At 31.9% G+C, this 16,168-nt stretch carries 19 protein-coding genes and 1 pseudogene; 5 read left to right on the plus strand and 15 right to left on the minus strand.

Going from position 1 to position 16,168, the window contains the following annotated elements; genetic code table 11:
• Nucleotides 1-164: 164 nt before the first annotated feature.
• From LQ609_RS03610 to LQ609_RS03635, 6 genes are all read right to left on the minus strand, one after another.
• Nucleotides 165-1,739 carry a GldG family protein gene (locus LQ609_RS03610; protein WP_239734328.1) on the minus strand — a complete coding sequence of 525 codons (1,575 nt, stop codon included), beginning with the start codon at nt 1,737-1,739 and terminating at the stop codon, nt 165-167.
• A 64-nt stretch (nt 1,740-1,803) separates the two neighbouring features.
• Nucleotides 1,804-2,097 (minus strand): hypothetical protein, encoded by a 294-nt coding sequence (locus tag LQ609_RS03615; RefSeq protein WP_078357319.1) that lies wholly within the window; start codon nt 2,095-2,097, stop codon nt 1,804-1,806.
• 68 nt (nt 2,098-2,165) lie between these two features.
• Nucleotides 2,166-3,014, minus strand: coding sequence for an SA0632 family lipoprotein (locus LQ609_RS03620; RefSeq protein ID WP_078357318.1), 849 nt, complete (start codon nt 3,012-3,014; stop codon nt 2,166-2,168).
• A 70-nt stretch (nt 3,015-3,084) separates the two neighbouring features.
• Nucleotides 3,085-5,127 (minus strand): cation:proton antiporter, encoded by a 2,043-nt coding sequence (locus tag LQ609_RS03625; RefSeq protein ID WP_239734329.1) that lies wholly within the window; start codon nt 5,125-5,127, stop codon nt 3,085-3,087.
• Between the two features lie 18 nt (nt 5,128-5,145).
• Nucleotides 5,146-5,583, minus strand: coding sequence for a GNAT family N-acetyltransferase (locus LQ609_RS03630; protein ID WP_115337735.1), 438 nt, complete (start codon nt 5,581-5,583; stop codon nt 5,146-5,148).
• Between the two features lie 12 nt (nt 5,584-5,595).
• Nucleotides 5,596-6,351, minus strand: coding sequence for a sulfite exporter TauE/SafE family protein (locus LQ609_RS03635; protein ID WP_088368997.1), 756 nt, complete (start codon nt 6,349-6,351; stop codon nt 5,596-5,598).
• A gap of 140 nt (nt 6,352-6,491) precedes the next feature.
• On the opposite strand from LQ609_RS03635, the gene LQ609_RS03640 reads away from it, so the two are divergent.
• Nucleotides 6,492-7,175 carry a DUF1129 family protein gene (locus LQ609_RS03640; RefSeq protein WP_078357314.1) on the plus strand — a complete coding sequence of 228 codons (684 nt, stop codon included), beginning with the start codon at nt 6,492-6,494 and terminating at the stop codon, nt 7,173-7,175.
• A 218-nt stretch (nt 7,176-7,393) separates the two neighbouring features.
• On the opposite strand, the gene LQ609_RS03645 is transcribed toward LQ609_RS03640, so the two are convergent.
• The 6 genes from LQ609_RS03645 to LQ609_RS03670 all read right to left on the minus strand — a co-directional run bounded on the left by LQ609_RS03645 (nt 7,394) and on the right by LQ609_RS03670 (nt 11,618).
• Nucleotides 7,394-7,786, minus strand: a complete 393-nt coding sequence (locus tag LQ609_RS03645; RefSeq protein WP_142242926.1) for a hypothetical protein — start codon at nt 7,784-7,786, stop codon at nt 7,394-7,396.
• Nucleotides 7,787-7,972: 186 nt separating this feature from the next.
• Entirely contained in the window at nt 7,973-8,500 is a 528-nt protein-coding gene (locus LQ609_RS03650) for a GNAT family N-acetyltransferase (RefSeq protein ID WP_107510027.1), read from the minus strand.
• A gap of 116 nt (nt 8,501-8,616) precedes the next feature.
• Entirely contained in the window at nt 8,617-9,321 is a 705-nt protein-coding gene (locus LQ609_RS03655; protein ID WP_411815217.1) for an amino acid ABC transporter permease, read from the minus strand.
• A 5-nt stretch (nt 9,322-9,326) separates the two neighbouring features.
• Nucleotides 9,327-10,022: an amino acid ABC transporter permease gene (locus tag LQ609_RS03660; RefSeq protein ID WP_239734330.1), complete on the minus strand. Its 696-nt coding sequence runs from the start codon at nt 10,020-10,022 to the stop codon at nt 9,327-9,329.
• 11 nt (nt 10,023-10,033) lie between these two features.
• Nucleotides 10,034-10,861 carry a transporter substrate-binding domain-containing protein gene (locus tag LQ609_RS03665; RefSeq protein WP_078357310.1) on the minus strand — a complete coding sequence of 276 codons (828 nt, stop codon included), beginning with the start codon at nt 10,859-10,861 and terminating at the stop codon, nt 10,034-10,036.
• Between the two features lie 10 nt (nt 10,862-10,871).
• Entirely contained in the window at nt 10,872-11,618 is a 747-nt protein-coding gene (locus LQ609_RS03670; RefSeq protein WP_078357309.1) for an amino acid ABC transporter ATP-binding protein, read from the minus strand.
• Between the two features lie 189 nt (nt 11,619-11,807).
• Here LQ609_RS03670 and LQ609_RS03675 point away from each other — a divergent pair, with 189 nt between their 5' ends.
• From LQ609_RS03675 to LQ609_RS03685, 3 genes are all read left to right on the plus strand, one after another.
• Nucleotides 11,808-13,091, plus strand: coding sequence for a homocysteine synthase (locus tag LQ609_RS03675; RefSeq protein ID WP_239734331.1), 1,284 nt, complete (start codon nt 11,808-11,810; stop codon nt 13,089-13,091).
• A 219-nt stretch (nt 13,092-13,310) separates the two neighbouring features.
• On the plus strand, nt 13,311-13,406 hold the full coding sequence (locus LQ609_RS03680; RefSeq protein ID WP_107510030.1) for a type I toxin-antitoxin system Fst family toxin: 96 nt from the start codon (nt 13,311-13,313) through the stop codon (nt 13,404-13,406).
• Nucleotides 13,407-13,891: 485 nt separating this feature from the next.
• On the plus strand, nt 13,892-13,987 hold the full coding sequence (locus LQ609_RS03685; protein WP_115337737.1) for a type I toxin-antitoxin system Fst family toxin: 96 nt from the start codon (nt 13,892-13,894) through the stop codon (nt 13,985-13,987).
• A gap of 204 nt (nt 13,988-14,191) precedes the next feature.
• On the opposite strand, the pseudogene LQ609_RS12745 reads toward LQ609_RS03685, so the two are convergent.
• The 3 genes and pseudogenes from LQ609_RS12745 to LQ609_RS03695 form a co-directional block, all read right to left on the minus strand.
• Nucleotides 14,192-14,275 (minus strand): annotated as a pseudogene (locus LQ609_RS12745) (recombinase family protein); the annotation flags it as partial.
• A gap of 29 nt (nt 14,276-14,304) precedes the next feature.
• On the minus strand, nt 14,305-15,036 hold the full coding sequence (locus LQ609_RS03690; protein ID WP_239734332.1) for a class I SAM-dependent methyltransferase: 732 nt from the start codon (nt 15,034-15,036) through the stop codon (nt 14,305-14,307).
• A 101-nt stretch (nt 15,037-15,137) separates the two neighbouring features.
• Nucleotides 15,138-15,479: a winged helix-turn-helix transcriptional regulator gene (locus tag LQ609_RS03695; RefSeq protein WP_239734333.1), complete on the minus strand. Its 342-nt coding sequence runs from the start codon at nt 15,477-15,479 to the stop codon at nt 15,138-15,140.
• Between the two features lie 113 nt (nt 15,480-15,592).
• Between LQ609_RS03695 and LQ609_RS03700 the strand changes: the two genes are divergently transcribed.
• A complete protein-coding gene (locus tag LQ609_RS03700; RefSeq protein ID WP_078357299.1) occupies nt 15,593-16,165 on the plus strand; it encodes a flavin reductase family protein in 573 nt (190 codons plus the stop codon).
• Nucleotides 16,166-16,168 lie beyond the last annotated feature (3 nt).

Raw genomic sequence — 16,168 nt, forward strand, 5'->3', positions numbered from 1 at the left:
CCTGTCTTGCAACATTCAGCCCCACTATTTAGCTTGTTGACCTCGACTAGCAACATTCGGTCACTTTAATCTCCCTCATATTCATTACATTTCCACTTATTCCACTTTCAAACATAAAAAGACACCTCTAAAGTTGGATTTAAATTCAACTTTAGAGGTGTCTTTCATTCTACTTGCATTGTTGTCTTAGCTATAACGTTTCCACCTGATAAGACTTCAACGTCTACTTCATTATCAGCTTCATTGGCGATTTTAGTTTTGAAATACCAATCTGTTACTCCGTTATTAATTTTAGGATTTACTGAATCAGATACGCCTGGTGCTTGTCCATTAAACATCCCAACTTCTTGTCCATCTTTATTCTTAATAGATAATTGAAATTTTTGATTAACTAATTTTGATTCGTCTACATGTACTGTTATTTCGAATTTCTCTTGTTTTTGAACAGATGTTGGCATATCGAATTCACTTTGATTTCCTTGATCCTCTTGTTTATTACTATTACTACTTGTTGATGAATCTTTACTGTCACTATTTGATTCGTTACTTTGTTTTTCATCAGTAGCGCCATAACTGCCTGATGCATATGTGGAAGCATCAAACCATTTATAACCTTGCTTTGGTGTTCCCCAAGGTTCTTTCTCAGCTTCACTACTATTTTCAGGTTCTTCAAAATTTAATAATGGTGTCTTGTCATCTAGTTGTATATCCATTGAAGAAAAATCTTTATTGTCTTCTTTGTTATTTAACCATTCAACAATTTGCATTATCATTTTTTGATTATCTTCTTCTTTAAAGCCGTCATATGTTTTCTTAGTTTCACCGTTGTCTTCACGTTTGTACTTTGGTGATTTGTCTTCTACCATGGAAGAATCCCCTATAAATGCACCTTTACCTTCTCCAGCTTTACTAATTGCTATATAAGCACCTTCATCTTTTCCTCCGCCATTATAAATACCTTGGTCGACTGCATGATTCCACGCATCATCTTTCGATAAATTTGGAACAAATGCTATACCTTTTGCTTTATTAGGATCCGTAATTGCAATGGTAGATCCCGCATGCATCGATACCGCATTAACACCTTTTGTAATTCCAAAGCTATCTTTTTCATCAGCTAAATCATCTACTTTTATATTTCCTAAAGCATTATATCTGAATCTTAAACCAAATACTTCATTTAAAAAGTCTCTACTTTCAACGCCATTCATTTTTTCAGAAGCACTTTCTTCAGAAGTCATACCTTTTGTAGGATTATCAAAAGCCCCTCTCCTATAGCCATTCATTACTTCAGATGAGTCATATCGATTAAAGTTTCGATCAGCATTATAATGATCACTAACCATCAAAATGCTTCCACCAGACTTCACATATTGCTCAATAGCATCTTGTTCACTTGCTTTAAGAGGATTGTTTGCTTCAGGTATTACAACTAAGTCATAATTTTTCATTTTGTTATATTCTAATAATTGATTAAATCCTAAATCTGTCACTTCATAGTTCTCTTTCGTCAATGCATCTGCAAAATCAGAAAATCCACCATTAATAACCCAATCTGCACTGCCTGCAGTTTGACCGTGAGCACTATCAAAAAGTACTTTACCCTTTATATCATCACTGTTTGGTGATAGAACTATTTTTCCATCTTTTCCTTTGTCTTCACTAACATTATTTGAACAACCAACTATTACAAATGCCATTAATCCTATTAAACTAATCATGATGATTTTTGATTTCATTATAATCTCCTTATGTATAAAACAAACCCCTAACAACTCATTATGTTAGAGGTTTGTTCATATTCTATGCTCTTCTAATATAAGTCAACAATTTAACTGTTACAGGGTCTGTATCATAGTCTTTAAATCCTCTAGGAACTTCAATCGTTGCATCAATTATATCATTAACATCATTAAATCGATATGTTACTTGATTAACGTTAGATTTGCGATCGAAAACAACTGCTTCTGATGGCCAACTTCTCACTTCACCTGTTGTTACTTTCAAAGTACGACCCGTTATATTCTCGATTTCTTTGCCTAATTCTAATAATGTTATTTTCTTTCCTTCTATGAGAACAAATTCTTTTTCATGCACGATAACATCCCTCTTTTCAAATAATCATTTATAGTTTATTCCCTAATACAATTCAAACTAAACCAAACCTATATATTCAATTTAAAAGATTTAACTTTGTCAGACGCATCATCATATGTAGATGTCTTACTCACACCGCCATGAATATTGAATGTTGCACTATTATCTTTAATTGCTTGATACACTTTTTCAGAAATAGGAATAGACTTTAAACTTTTAGTCTTTTCACCTGGTTGATATTCATCAGTGTTTTCTTTAGATTTCTTCATATATTTCTCGTTATGAGAATCTGGTATAAATGAAGCATAGTCAGAACGTTGTGTTTGTTCTCCATGTTGGATAGATGCTGTGTTGTCATAGAATAACTTATCATTTGTTGTATTTTCAGTTACGACTTCATACATGACAACATAACCATCTTTAGCTCCATTGAAGAGCAACACCTGACCTTCTGGCATATTATTCACTTGGAAAATCTGTAAATGGTCAATGCTTACCTTCATACCACTATCTTCAAATTGAAAATGTTTACCATCAATGTCATCTACTACTTCAACTTCACCATTTGTTGAAGTACGAATTGTATTAGGAAAAGGCTTTTTTGCTGATTGCTCTTTTTCTGTACTTGATGTTTCCTTTTTATCTTTAGAATCTTCTTTACTGCTCTTTGACTCTTCTGTATCAGATTGATTTGCTTTAACTTCATCTTTGAGTTTTTCCAACTCATCTTCTTTGTCTTTAATACTATCTTTTAATTTTTCATTCTCTTTTTCTAAAGACTTTTTATTTTTTTGATAATCTTTAGATGATTGTTCTAAAGACTTAATTTCTTGTTCTAAATTCTTCTGTTCATCATCATTGCCACATGCAGCTAAAATAATTGATGAGCTCACCATCAGTAAAAGTGCTTTCTTCATAGGTGTCGCCTCCTATATATAGTCTTAAATATTTTACCACACTACATGTAAGCTATCTATTGAAAACAAATTAGATACTATTGCCTAGTACTATCATTTCATCGTAATTAACGGATTCTCTTAATTTTATAGCCATTGCACGCCCAATTTTACCTTCTTCAGTTAACTCATTAATCATTTCTCTTTGAATTCTTAAAGCGTATATTTCCATTTCTGTATAGACAGCTGAATGGTTACCTTTAAAATGATTAGGTGTTAATCTTTCAACTTTATTTAAATAAGAATCACAAACGATGCTAATTTCAAACTCATTATCATCATTCATTTCTTCAGTTAATCTTTTTACAACTTGGAAATGAACTTCTCTAGTCATAAATCTCATCTCTTTTAAGTTTGCTTCAATTGAAAGTGAACTTGTTGCATTGACAAATGTTTTAATTTTTCTACGTCGAACAAATAACTTCACCATTAGTTTAACTTTCGTATACAGTGATGCATTCTTAAAGGTAGTTGAACGTTCAGTAATTTGTCTATAGTTATCAAATGTATTTTGTGAAATTTTATCATCTTTAATCAATTTATCTAACGTTCTAAATTCTGTATCAATAGCGATTCTTTGCATACGCTCTAATTCTTTAATATCTTCATCTTTTTCATCGTTCTCTCTTAAGAATGATAATTGCATATGATAACTACGTGTAATTTTCCCGTAAATATAACTTGTTTCTTTACTGTAAAATTCTTGTAAGTTCTCTAATGCACTTTCTATAAGTAAGACTTTAGCTTCATTAAACGTTAGTAAGCTTTGTTCTTTCGGTTTAGTTTTAGGCGTTACAAGTGGAAGTACTAATTGTGCTAATACTAAACTGATCAAAATAACACCTGTCGCTATAAATAGTAAATTATCTCTATAAATAAAGTCTGTGTGTTCGGATAATTTAAATGGTAGCATTAAAGCGATTGCCAATGAAATTGTACCGTGCACCCCACATATCGTCATAATAAATGCATATTTAAAACGATTCGGCTTATCTATTTGAGATTGTGGTTCTATATCTTTCCCACTATTTAACATTCTAGAAAATCTACTTTCAGGTAAGTAGAAATACGGGTATGAAATAAGCACCCAAATGAATCTAAATGTATAAACTAATGCTGCTACAAACAGTGTCATGCCAATAACATGCATTACTTCCTGTTTTGGTTCTTCTAAAATGTTAAATAATACTTCTGGTATTAAGAAACCTAATAAAATAAATACAAATCCATTTAATAAGTAACTTAATAAATCCCAAGTATGATTATAAGTAACTTGTTCCTTCGTAGTTGCTTGTGCGATTCTATCCTTTTCAACACCATGAATTAAACCAGCGACAACAGCTGCAATAATGCCTGATGAATGGAATGTTTCTGCAACGATATATACTAAAAATGGTGTTATAACCTGTATAAACGTCAACATATTCCCATTATTAATACCATTTCTAGTTAAGTAAACGCGCAATTGTACTACACCATAACCAAGTATAAGACCAACAATTGCGCCTCCGACTGCCGTGATAAGAAATTGTCCAACTGCTCCTGTTAATGAGAATGATCCACCTACTAAAGCTGCTAAAGCAATCTTAAATGATAAGATACCTGCTGCATCATTTAATAAAGATTCACCCTCTAATATTGTCATAGAACCTTTTGGTAACATCTTACCTTTTGCAATAGCTTGAACTGCCACCGCATCAGTTGGAGAAACAATTGCACCAATAGCAAAACACGCTGCTAATGGTAGTTCTGGCCAGATTAAATGTAATAAGAATCCGACCCCTAGAACTGTTGTAAATACGAGTACAAGTGCCATTGACATAACGGGTTTTAAATACCGAGCTAAATGGACACGCGAAACTGAAATACCTTCTAAAAATAGTAATGGCGCGATAATGCCCACCATAAACACTTCTGATTCAAAGTTTAATTCAACTGGAATTGGAGATAGAAATATAACAAAACCAATAATAATTTGAACAAAACTTAATGGTATTTTAGAAATGTAATGATGAATAATTGAACTTAGGATAATTCCCATAATGAACCATAAGAAACCTTCGAATATGGCCATAGAATTCCTCTCTTCTATTTAAAATAACTTTTTACGCATAATAATTTTTTCAACTTCATAGTCCATTGATTCATTAATATGAATCATATTTTCATTGTGGGCATGGACAGTTGAAACTATGGAATATGCACCCATTTGTTGAGCCCACTTTTCTACTTCTCGCTTTAAAGTTTTAGCGATTCCTTTTTTTCGATGATTTTCAGTAACAAGAAGGTTATAAATTTTAACTTCTTTATCCTTATAATCAAATTTAGCCCATATGAAGCCAACACATTCTTCTTCAATAAAAGCACCAATCAAGATACTTTTTTCGTATTCAAGAGAGCCTTTGATTGCTTCATATTCTAGAGACACTGCCAATTTCATACTATATCTCTCATCTTTAAAAGCCTTTGCAGCCATTTGGCTAATCTTATAAATATTTGCATCATCTTGAATGTATTTTATGATAAACATTGTTCTACCTACCTAATTGTTCTCTATCAATAATTTAATTGCTAAAATAAATATAACGATAAACATAATGATTTTTAATTTCTTTTCAGGCAACGAAACAGTCAAACGACCACCTATAAGTCCACCAATACCTGATCCAAGTGCCAAACTGATTGCAAATGGCCAATTAACATACCCTTGAAAAATAAATACAAATGTCGATAGCGATAAGTAAATCGTTATGACTAAAGTTTTCATACACTGAACTTCAGCATAATTTAATTTCGGCATAATTAAATTTAAAGCTATAATGAATAAAAATCCTACAGCAGCTTGAACAATGCCACCATATATACCTAATGCTAGAAATACAATAATGAGAAGAACAATTCTAAAGATGGATAATTTTTCAGTTTGCTTGTTTGCACCTTTCCATCTAGTTGGAATGATCATAATAATTAAAACGAGAAGCATAATAATACCTAACATGCGGTTGAAAATTGCGTCTGGGAGATTAATTGCGTAATGTACGCCAATAAAAGAGCCAATAATAGCGGGTATACTCAAGATAAGACTTAACTTAACGTTGCGCATTCCTTTTATGTAAAATACATATAAACCTAGTATATTCTGAACTAAAATTGCAACTCTGTTCGAAGCGTTCGCAACTGTAGTAGGTAATCCAAAAAATATAAGTAATGGTAAAACAATTAACGATCCACCTGCTGAAACTATATTAATCGTTCCAGCAAAAATACCTACTAAAAATACAATAAATAAAGTCAACATCTCCAAGCATTCACCACCTGTCATATTTAATAATATCGGAAATTTAATCATCTGTAAAAAGTATAAACCTCAAATTAGTGATGTTTTATAATAAAATACTTGGTAAAATGAAATTATTGAACAAAGAAAGGAACACGCTGATGAAAAAATCAACACGCGACCTTATAATTGAAAACAATGTAAAACGACTAAGATTAAATAGTCACGATAGAGAAGTATATGAAAACTATATAACATATGTCCGTGCTAACTTAAGTATTAACGAACATGATTCAGAAAAAATGTTACTTAACATACTTAATCATTTATTAAGTGCAGAAAAAGACGGCATGCATGCAATGGAATTCTTTGATCATGACCCAAAACAACATGCAGATAATATGATTAAAAACATGCCTAACCGTACTTTTCAAAATATCTTTAAATTTATAGGCTTACACATATTAATGTTATTAGGCGTATTTTCATTTATACGAGGATTTACAGGATTCTTCACTCAAATAGAATACACTTACCTATATACATTTCTTATAACGTTTGTAACAGGATTTACGATGATATTCATTTTTATATGGATGATATTCAAAGTAGTACAAATAAGGATATATAGCGAATCAAATTGGACCACAACAATAACGAATATTTTAATATCAGGCACATTCGTACTAACAATATTAGCATTCTACTTACCAGGATTTTACTTGCAACTAGGACCAAAAATTTATACATCCAATTGGGCATACATCATTATCGCACTCATACTCACACCACTAGGACTTTATATAGACCATCATAGAAAAATCGACCAACCCGATACAAGGTAGAGAGGAAAATAGGAAAAATACGGACCGATAATTTATTTTATCGGTCCGTATTTCGCATTTCTGGACCGTTATTTTATTTTATCGGTCCGTATTTCGCGTTTTCGGGTCGCTAAATTTTTTTATCGGCCTGTATTTCGCGTTTTCGGGTCGATAATTATTTTTATCGGCCTGTATTTTGCGTTTTCGGGTCGATAATTATTTTTATCGGCCTGAAAACTTTATATCACTAATATACCTATAAACAAAATAGTAAAAATCAATAAAGTTTCTACATTTATAAATACTGTATTAGGTCTTATTCCTTTATTTTGTTTAGTATAATAGTTAATTAAAATATTGAAGTAATAAATTATCAATAATCCCCATATTAATGTTATAACTCCTAAAATATAATAATGATTTTGAATCATTAACATTCCCAAACTCAACAACCAAATTGATTTCACTATATGACTCATAACTTCAATAGGGTCTGATACAATTTTGAATATTTTATCTACTATTTCATTTCTTACAAGTTGTGTAGCTAATAAAATATCACATATCACTTGTAAGAACATAGATACACTCATCATAAATATAAATAACAAACCAAGTACTAAAGTATACACATTCAATTGTCCATTTAAATTTTCAAAATATATAATGGATACTTGACTAAAACATATAAAAATCAAGGTAAACATTAAGTGAATAAGCATGAATTTCTCATTTTTAATGAGATATTTAGAATATAAAAATAATACTAAATAGATTATTAATCCTGATAACACCATCCACAATACTATTCCACATCCTTAAAAGTTCTCATTTACGATTGCGTATAAATAATGGTCTTTCCATTCTCCTTTGACTCTAACGTTTGATCTGTTTAGTCCTTCTCTTATCATTCCTGCTTTTTCTAATACTCTTACTGATCCTACATTTGTTGGTTGTGCGCCTGCTTCTACTCTATGAAATCCTAGCTCATTAAATGCTATTTTGATTACTTTTTTTGCAGCGATTGTCGTAATTCCTTGCCCACTATATGCTTCGTCTAATGCATATCCCATCATGCAACTTTGGATATTATGTCTAACCACTGCGAATAAGTCGATCGTACCTATTATTTTATTTTCTTCTTTTTGTATGATTACGTAATGGTAACCATCGTCATTTTTCATATCTTGTAAGTATTTTTCTATATTTTTTCTATAATTATATAGTTGATAATCTGAGTCTTTTCTATCTGCTGCTGAATATGTTTCAAATAGTTCTCTATTTCTAATATCTATTTCTAAAAGTTCATTTGCATCTTCTATTTTAACTGGTCGAATTTCAATCATGATGTACCTCCAACTTATATTTATAATATTAGTATACACATCAAATGAAAAAATTTATAAAAAAAGGAGGTCCTACATTACTATTTTCGCACAAACGTAATGCTGACCTCGTTTTTTTATGTTTGATATAAGTATTTCCCAACTCTTGCTTCCATTTTTCCGAAAACCCATTCGAAAAACAGCGCCATAATCCAATATATTACACTTGCGATGATATACACTTCGACAAATCTATAACCGTCATTAGCTATAATTTGGCTAATCGCTAATATTTCTGTTACTTGAACAACAAATGCAATTGCTGTTCCCTTTATTAAAGCTATAAATTGATTCCCTAAATTCGGTATCGCATATCCTAGTGCTTGTGGAATTACAATTCTCATCAAGATATGTTGTCTTCTTAGACCAACTGTTATAGCCGCTTCTATTTGCGAATCGTCTACACTTTTCAATCCACTTCGCATAACTTCTGTTAAGTATGCTGCTGAATGTAATGTGAATACAAAGAGAACGATTGTTAATGAACTGACGCCATCAGGGTCTAAACTCAATTGCCAAACTTTATTCAACCATTCTATTAGTACAGGCGTACCATAGTAAAATGCAAACAACTGAACAATGAGAGGTGTTGATCTAAAGAATGACACAAATACAACTATAACTTGATTGATAACAGGTATCTTTCTTTTTCGAATTAACGCAAATATAGTACCTATTACTAAACCAAACACCATACTTATAACTGCAATTAATAATGTTGTTGGAACACCTTTTAATATATCTCCAACATGTTCATACATAAAAGGAAAATCTATAGACAATTTATTCACCTCATTTGTTCAGTTTGATATGGTATATTATATTTTTTCTCTAAAAGCATGACGATAAATTCTACTAATATACAAATAACCCAGTAAATAATACATATCGCCACATATACAGGAAACATTCCTAAACCGTAATTATTCCCTATAATTAAGTTAACTTGCCCCATCATGTCAATAAGTCCGATAGTAAATGCAAGTGAAGTATCCTTAATCAGTTCTATTACTTGATTACCGATGTTTGGTAAACTATTTCTAAATCCTTGAGGAATAATAATTCTCGTCAATATTGTTCTATCACGTAAACCAACTGTTTTTCCTGCTTCAATCTGTCCTTTATCAACTGAATTATACCCAGCTCTCATCACTTCAGATAAGTATGAACCTGTATGCAGAGTGAAGGTTAATATGACAAAAAATAGACGACTAAAATGATTAATTTCAATGTAAATCCATTGCAAGACAATCGGCAATGCAAAATAAACTAAAAATAATTGCAAAATAAGCGGTGTACTTCTCACGAAAGAAACATACAGTTTCACAACTTGAGTTAATATCGGTATTTCTTTTATTCTTATAACTGCTAAAACCAGCCCTAAAATTAAAGCAAATAGAAGAGAAATAATAATGATGAATAGCGTAATTGGTAATTTATCTAAAATTTGCATAAACAAATCTGGCCAAGTTGTCGTTCCCATTTTTCTCCTCCTTATAATCTATCTTTAATGTCATTTAATGAATCTCTGTCTTCAAATACATTAAATCCAAACCATTTTTTAGATAATTTCACAAGCGTACCATCTTCTTTTAATTCTTTAGTCGCTTTATCAATATCTTTTTGTAATTGCGTATTTTTATTGTTATATAAGATATGAATAGATTCTTTTGAAACAACGCCACCTACTTTAACATCAGCATTTAATTCTTTTTGAATCGCTTGATATGTTGTTAAATTTAAGAACATTGCATCTCGACGTTTTGATTCAATCATTTTAAAATTTTCACCATTAGATACTTTTTGAATTTCATCAATATCTATCTGTTGTTTATGAGACTTGTTATACCCAGAAAGAATAGAATAAAGCCCACCACTTGGAGCCATAGGTGTAAGTCTCTTATTATGTAAATCATCCAATGTCTCAATATCATTTGTATCATTATGTACAATTAGAGTCGTTAAAGAATATACGTAAGGTTCTTTTTGATATAAAAATTTTTCTTCACGTTCTGGCGTTTTGAAGAACCAATTGATCCCCATATCAAATTTACCTACACCAATTCCGACGACGTTTGATTCCTCTTCACCAAATTCATATTGAAAATCATACTGTGGCAACTTCTTTTCAAGAGCTTTCATATAATCCATATCATAGCCAACTGGATTGTTATCACTGTCTGTATATAAAAACGGCGGATTTACTTCAGCTGATAATGCTACTTTTATAACTTTTTTATCATTATTTTCTTTAGAAATTTGACCACAACCAGATAATGAAATGATTAATGCACTTACAATTAGAAATTTGATATACTTCATTTCATACCTCCTATGCCCCAACTGTTGAAGTTAAACGACTTAAAAATTTTCTTGTACGTTCCGATGATGGATTATCAATTACATCCTCAGGACTACCGCTTTCAATAATTTCTCCATTATCCATGAATATGACTTGGTCTGAAACTTCTTTAGCAAACTGTATTTCGTGTGTCACGATAACCATCGTTCTACCTTCACTAGCAATTTCTTGAATAATATTTAGCACGCCTTGTACAGATTCAGGGTCCAATGCTGAAGTTGGTTCATCTAATAAAAGCACTTCTGGTTCAATACTTAATGCTCTTACGATACCTACACGTTGTTGCTGCCCACCTGATAATTGTACTGGGTATGCATTTGCCTTATCTTTTAGTGAAACTTTGTCTAAATATTCCATACCTTTAGCATTTGCTTCTTTCTTACTCATGCCTTGTCCATAGATCAAACCTTCAGTAATATTTTCTAAAATTGTACGATTTTTAAATAAATTATATTGCTGAAATACCATAGCCGACTGTTTTCTTAATTTTGCTACATCATTTTTATTAAAATTTTCAATATTAAATAACGTATCTCCCAATTCAATTACACCTTTATATGGTGTTTCGAGCATATTTAAACTTCTTAATAAAGTGGTTTTTCCTGAACCACTTGGTCCTATAATTGCTGTAACTGTCCCTTTTTCTTGTTCAAAATTAATATCTTTCAAAATTTCATTATCCCCAAACTTATGGTGTAACCCTTCAACTGTTATCAAGTCATTCACTCCCGAACAAAATATTAAGTTGAATTTATCACAACTATTCCTATAAGTAAAGTCGGTTTTAATTTAAAATCCCTAATTCACGCCTTTTATAAAATTTTCTTATCTTTTTACTCGGATTAGATTGAATTTTTAAAATTGTCTGACTATAATGACATATATAACTTAAGGAGGTATTTATTAATGACACAAGAAAATTGGAATAAAGAAACGCTTGCAATTCACGGTGGTCAAGTACCTGATCCAGTTACTGGTTCAACAGCCGTTCCTATTCATCAAACTACGTCATTTACATTTAAATCAACTGAACATGCTAAAAACTTATTCGCCTTAGCTGAAGAAGGTAATATATATTCTCGAATTATGAATCCGACTAATGATGTCTTTGAAAAACGTATCGCATTATTAGAAGAAGGTTTAGCTGCATTAAGTGTAGGTAGTGGACAAGCTGCCATTACATTAAGTATTTTAAACATTGCCGAAAGTGGCTCTGAAGTTGTTGCATCTACTAATTTATATGGTGGTACATATAATTTATTTGCAGTTACATTAAAGAAATTTGGCATTAAAGTACATTTTGTAGATCCAGATGATCCAGCAAATTTCGAAGCTGCAATTAATGACAATACTAAACTGATCTTCGCTGAAACTATCGGTAATCCACGTATTGATGTACTGGATATTGAAGGTGTCGCTGAAGTAGCACATAAAAATGGCATTCCTTTAATAGTAGATAATACATTTGCTTCACCTCACCTACTACAACCAATTAAATATGGTGCAGATATTGTTGTACATTCAGCAACTAAATTCATTGGTGGTCACGGAACGTCTATCGGTGGCGTAATTGTAGATAGTGGTAAATTCAATTGGGATAACGGTAAATTCCCAGGATTAGTAGACCCTGACCCAAGTTATCATGGCGTTTCTTACGTTAATGACGTAGGTCCAGCTGCTTATATTACGAAAGCACGTGTTCAACTACTAAGAGACCTCGGACCAGCACTATCACCATTTAATGCCCAACAATTCTTAATAGGTCTTGAAACATTACATTTAAGAATAGAACGTCACTCTGAAAATGCTCAAAAAGTAGCAGAATTTTTAGAATCACATGATAAAGTAAGCTGGGTGAACTATCCAGGACTTGAATCAAATCAATATCATAAACTCGCTAAGAAGTATTTACCAAAAGGACAAGGAGCAATACTAACATTTGGAGTTAAAGGCGATTCCGAAGCAATTCCAGACTTTGTAGAAGCCCTATCACTATTCTCATTATTAGCAAATGTAGGAGACTCTAAATCACTTGTAATACATCCAGCAAGCACAACCCACCAACAACTGTCCGAAGAAGAACAAGTTGCATCAGGCGTAACAAAAGATTTAGTCCGTCTTTCAGTAGGAACAGAATCAAGTGATGATATTATCAAAGACTTAGAACAAGCTTTAAATAAAATTAAATAATATTTGTTGGCGAATACGTCTGAAAATATACTAAAAAAAGTAGTGAAGAAATCTACGACAGCAGATAATCTTCACTACTTTTTTATTTTCTTATTTATGCTGTTGGTAAGATATACAAGAATGTGAGAAGTACATATGCTTGTGTATTTACAGATGATATAATACTGATGTCGCCTATCTCTCAGGCGTCTATTTGACGTAGAGAGGAGGTGTTAATCTATGCTAGAAATCCTTGTTCAGATCACGATTGCAGTCATCAGTGGTTGTATTATCGCGTTATTCACGCATTGGCTACGCAAACGCGATGATAAGTAAAATAGGCGACTAGTCACACCAACAAAAATCCCCTCACTATTGGGAGTAGTGAGGGGATTGGTGTATCTATGCTAGTTCCTTGTTATGTGTATTATAACATCATAGTGGTTTGGAATGCAAAGTACATAATAGAATAGGATATAATTATTAATAATCCTTTGTACTTAGACCTACTGACTTCTGTCACTTTTATTAAATATACTTAACGGGTTATTTATTTTAGAGTGAAGAATAATATTGATTGCTTCTATTTATATTTAGTTATTATCTCATACAGATTTTTGAAATTCTAACCTAAGAGTAAAAAGGACTCTAATACCACTTTAGATACTAAAAATCGATCTATAAATTCCTTATAAAAAACAAAATAATTAACATACATAAGCCTTATCAAAAGTGCATATGCTTGTGTATTTACAGATGATATAATAATGATATCGCCTATCTCTCAGGCGTCTATTTGACGTAGAGAGGAGGTGCAGAAAATGATAGATATTCTTGTTCACATCATGACCACGACAGCAAGTGGTTGCATTGTCGCATTCTTTGCGTATTGGCTTCGCAAACGTGGCGATAAGTAAAATAGGCGACCAAGTCACACCAAAAAACCCCTCACTATTCTCAGTAGTGAGGGGTTTGGTGCATCAAATGCAGATATTCTTGTTAAATACATTATAACATCATAGTGGTTTCGAATGCAAAGTACATAATAGAATAAGATTTAATGATTAATAACCCTATACACTGTAAACTTACTAACTCCTGTCTCTTTTGATTCCTCTTGCAGCTTCCAGTTCTGCAATTGCACTCATCATAGTAAAGAACTTCTCGCCCATTGTATCTTTGACCGATACATTCATATCTTTAATATCCATAAAAAATGAAAATAAGTGCTACTTTATTTCTTTTTCGCTTTAATTAATATAAACGGAGGAAACTGTTTTAACTTGTTGATACGTTCTTCATCATAGTATTTAAATACTTCTTCTGATTGTCCAAGGTCCTTAATACATTCGATTTCAAAGCCACTATTTATTAAACTATTGAAAATAGTCTCAATCGTATGATGGTATTTGAAGACGTCTTGTCCTATCCAGTTAGCAGAACGTATAGTTTCATCAAAATAGTGTTCCATTCGCAAATAAATGCCGTTTTCATCTTCTTTGCTAACTTCTGGATCCATTGTAGCGGTTTGTATTGGATGTTCCATAGTAAATAAAAGAGTTCCTTCGCTTTTTAATAATTGATTTAATTTCTGACAACATTTTTTAAAGTCTTCTATATAATGAAATACTAGTGAAGACACTATGACATCAAAGGTTTCATCTATATTAAGTTTCATAAAATCCTCATGATATAATGTCACAGGTTTATCTTTAAATTTCTTACTGCTTTCATCTATCATGTTTTTTGATTGTTCGACACCTATTATATGGTTTGGATTATACGTTAACATGTAGTTTATAAGATTTCCCATCCCACATCCAATATCAAGTATTTGCTTTCCAAATAAGTCAGGCATTAAGCGTTTCATTTCAGGCATTTCCACTACCTCATTATAACTTAAATGGCTATTCCTTTTATTCTTATACCCTTCAAAAAATGCTGAGTTATCATAAATATTATCCATTTTTAATATACCTCCTTATTAGCATACTTAATAGTGTTTATAAGTATAACAAAAGACACACAATATATATCAGACTCCTTTTTCAATAAGGAGTCTCTTAATTATTCATCTTCTATATGTTCTGAACCCCATTTACAAAGTTCCTGTAACGCAGGCATTAATGACTTACCTCGTTCTGATAAATAATATTCTACTTTGGGTGGGACTTGTGGGTACTCGTGGCGGATAATAAGTGCATCGAACTCTAGCTCTTTTAATTGATTACTCAACATTTTGTGAGTAATGCCTTGAAGTAATTTTTTCAGTTCTCCATAACGCATAATTTCTTCTGTTAATAAACAGAATAGTATGTGCATTTTCCACTTCCCTCCTATAAGCGATAACGTATAATCAAAGCCTTTATTGTTGAGTACTTGTCCATTTGTAGTTTTAGAGTAATTCATACAATACTCTCCTTTTTGATAGTATCTTACTAAAAAGTGCATACTAGTTTTTTTATATCATCATATTATACTAGCAATTAGAAATAAATTGAAATAAAAGAGGAGAATATATAATGGCAATTAAACCTATTGAAAGATCTAAAGCTTACCGTTTATTACAAGTAGGACCAACAACAATGATTTCTGCCAAGCACGATAACGTTGAAAATGTAATGGCGGCAGCTTGGGTTGGCCTTGTTGGAAACTATAAAGTTATGGCGTATATTGGCAAACAAGCTTTTACACGTGAACTTATTGAGCAGAGTGGTTATTTTGTAGTGCATATACCAACCGTTAAACAAATGGAAACAGTCTTATATGTTGGTGAACACAGCTCTAAAGAAATGGATAATAAACTTGATAACCTTTCTATATTTTATCAAGATGACGTTGACATCCCATTAGTTGAAGGTAGTGCTGGCTGGATTGTATGTAAAGTAATGCCAAATGAGCAGAATGAACAAGAACACGACTTGTTTATGGGCGAAATTGTTGGTGCTTGGAGTGACGATCGTGTCTTTAACAATGGTCATTGGATCTTTGATGATGCTCCTGATGAATTACGTACCGTACACTACGTAGCTGGAGGACAATTTTATGCTATAGGTAAAGGAACAAAATTCAATCATGGTCCAGGAAAAGACTAAAGA

This window comes from Mammaliicoccus sp. G-M28 (assembly GCF_022386595.1).
Classification (GTDB): domain Bacteria; phylum Bacillota; class Bacilli; order Staphylococcales; family Staphylococcaceae; genus Mammaliicoccus; species Mammaliicoccus fleurettii.

What these genes read in the sequence shown, in the direction of transcription:
- LQ609_RS03610 (WP_239734328.1), bottom strand. Translation starts at nt 1,739, where the DNA reads ATGAAATCAAAAATCATCATGATTAGTTTAATAGGATTAATGGCATTT.
- LQ609_RS03620 (WP_078357318.1), bottom strand. Translation starts at nt 3,014, where the DNA reads ATGAAGAAAGCACTTTTACTGATGGTGAGCTCATCAATTATTTTAGCT.
- LQ609_RS03625 (WP_239734329.1), bottom strand. Translation starts at nt 5,127, where the DNA reads ATGGCCATATTCGAAGGTTTCTTATGGTTCATTATGGGAATTATCCTA.
- LQ609_RS03630 (WP_115337735.1), bottom strand. Translation starts at nt 5,583, where the DNA reads ATGTTTATCATAAAATACATTCAAGATGATGCAAATATTTATAAGATT.
- LQ609_RS03635 (WP_088368997.1), bottom strand. Translation starts at nt 6,351, where the DNA reads ATGTTGACTTTATTTATTGTATTTTTAGTAGGTATTTTTGCTGGAACG.
- LQ609_RS03640 (WP_078357314.1), top strand. Translation starts at nt 6,492, where the DNA reads ATGAAAAAATCAACACGCGACCTTATAATTGAAAACAATGTAAAACGA.
- LQ609_RS03650 (WP_107510027.1), bottom strand. Translation starts at nt 8,500, where the DNA reads ATGATTGAAATTCGACCAGTTAAAATAGAAGATGCAAATGAACTTTTA.
- LQ609_RS03660 (WP_239734330.1), bottom strand. Translation starts at nt 10,022, where the DNA reads ATGGGAACGACAACTTGGCCAGATTTGTTTATGCAAATTTTAGATAAA.
- LQ609_RS03665 (WP_078357310.1), bottom strand. Translation starts at nt 10,861, where the DNA reads ATGAAGTATATCAAATTTCTAATTGTAAGTGCATTAATCATTTCATTA.
- LQ609_RS03675 (WP_239734331.1), top strand. Translation starts at nt 11,808, where the DNA reads ATGACACAAGAAAATTGGAATAAAGAAACGCTTGCAATTCACGGTGGT.
- LQ609_RS03680 (WP_107510030.1), top strand. Translation starts at nt 13,311, where the DNA reads ATGCTAGAAATCCTTGTTCAGATCACGATTGCAGTCATCAGTGGTTGT.
- LQ609_RS03685 (WP_115337737.1), top strand. Translation starts at nt 13,892, where the DNA reads ATGATAGATATTCTTGTTCACATCATGACCACGACAGCAAGTGGTTGC.
- LQ609_RS03690 (WP_239734332.1), bottom strand. Translation starts at nt 15,036, where the DNA reads ATGGATAATATTTATGATAACTCAGCATTTTTTGAAGGGTATAAGAAT.
- LQ609_RS03695 (WP_239734333.1), bottom strand. Translation starts at nt 15,479, where the DNA reads ATGAATTACTCTAAAACTACAAATGGACAAGTACTCAACAATAAAGGC.
- LQ609_RS03700 (WP_078357299.1), top strand. Translation starts at nt 15,593, where the DNA reads ATGGCAATTAAACCTATTGAAAGATCTAAAGCTTACCGTTTATTACAA.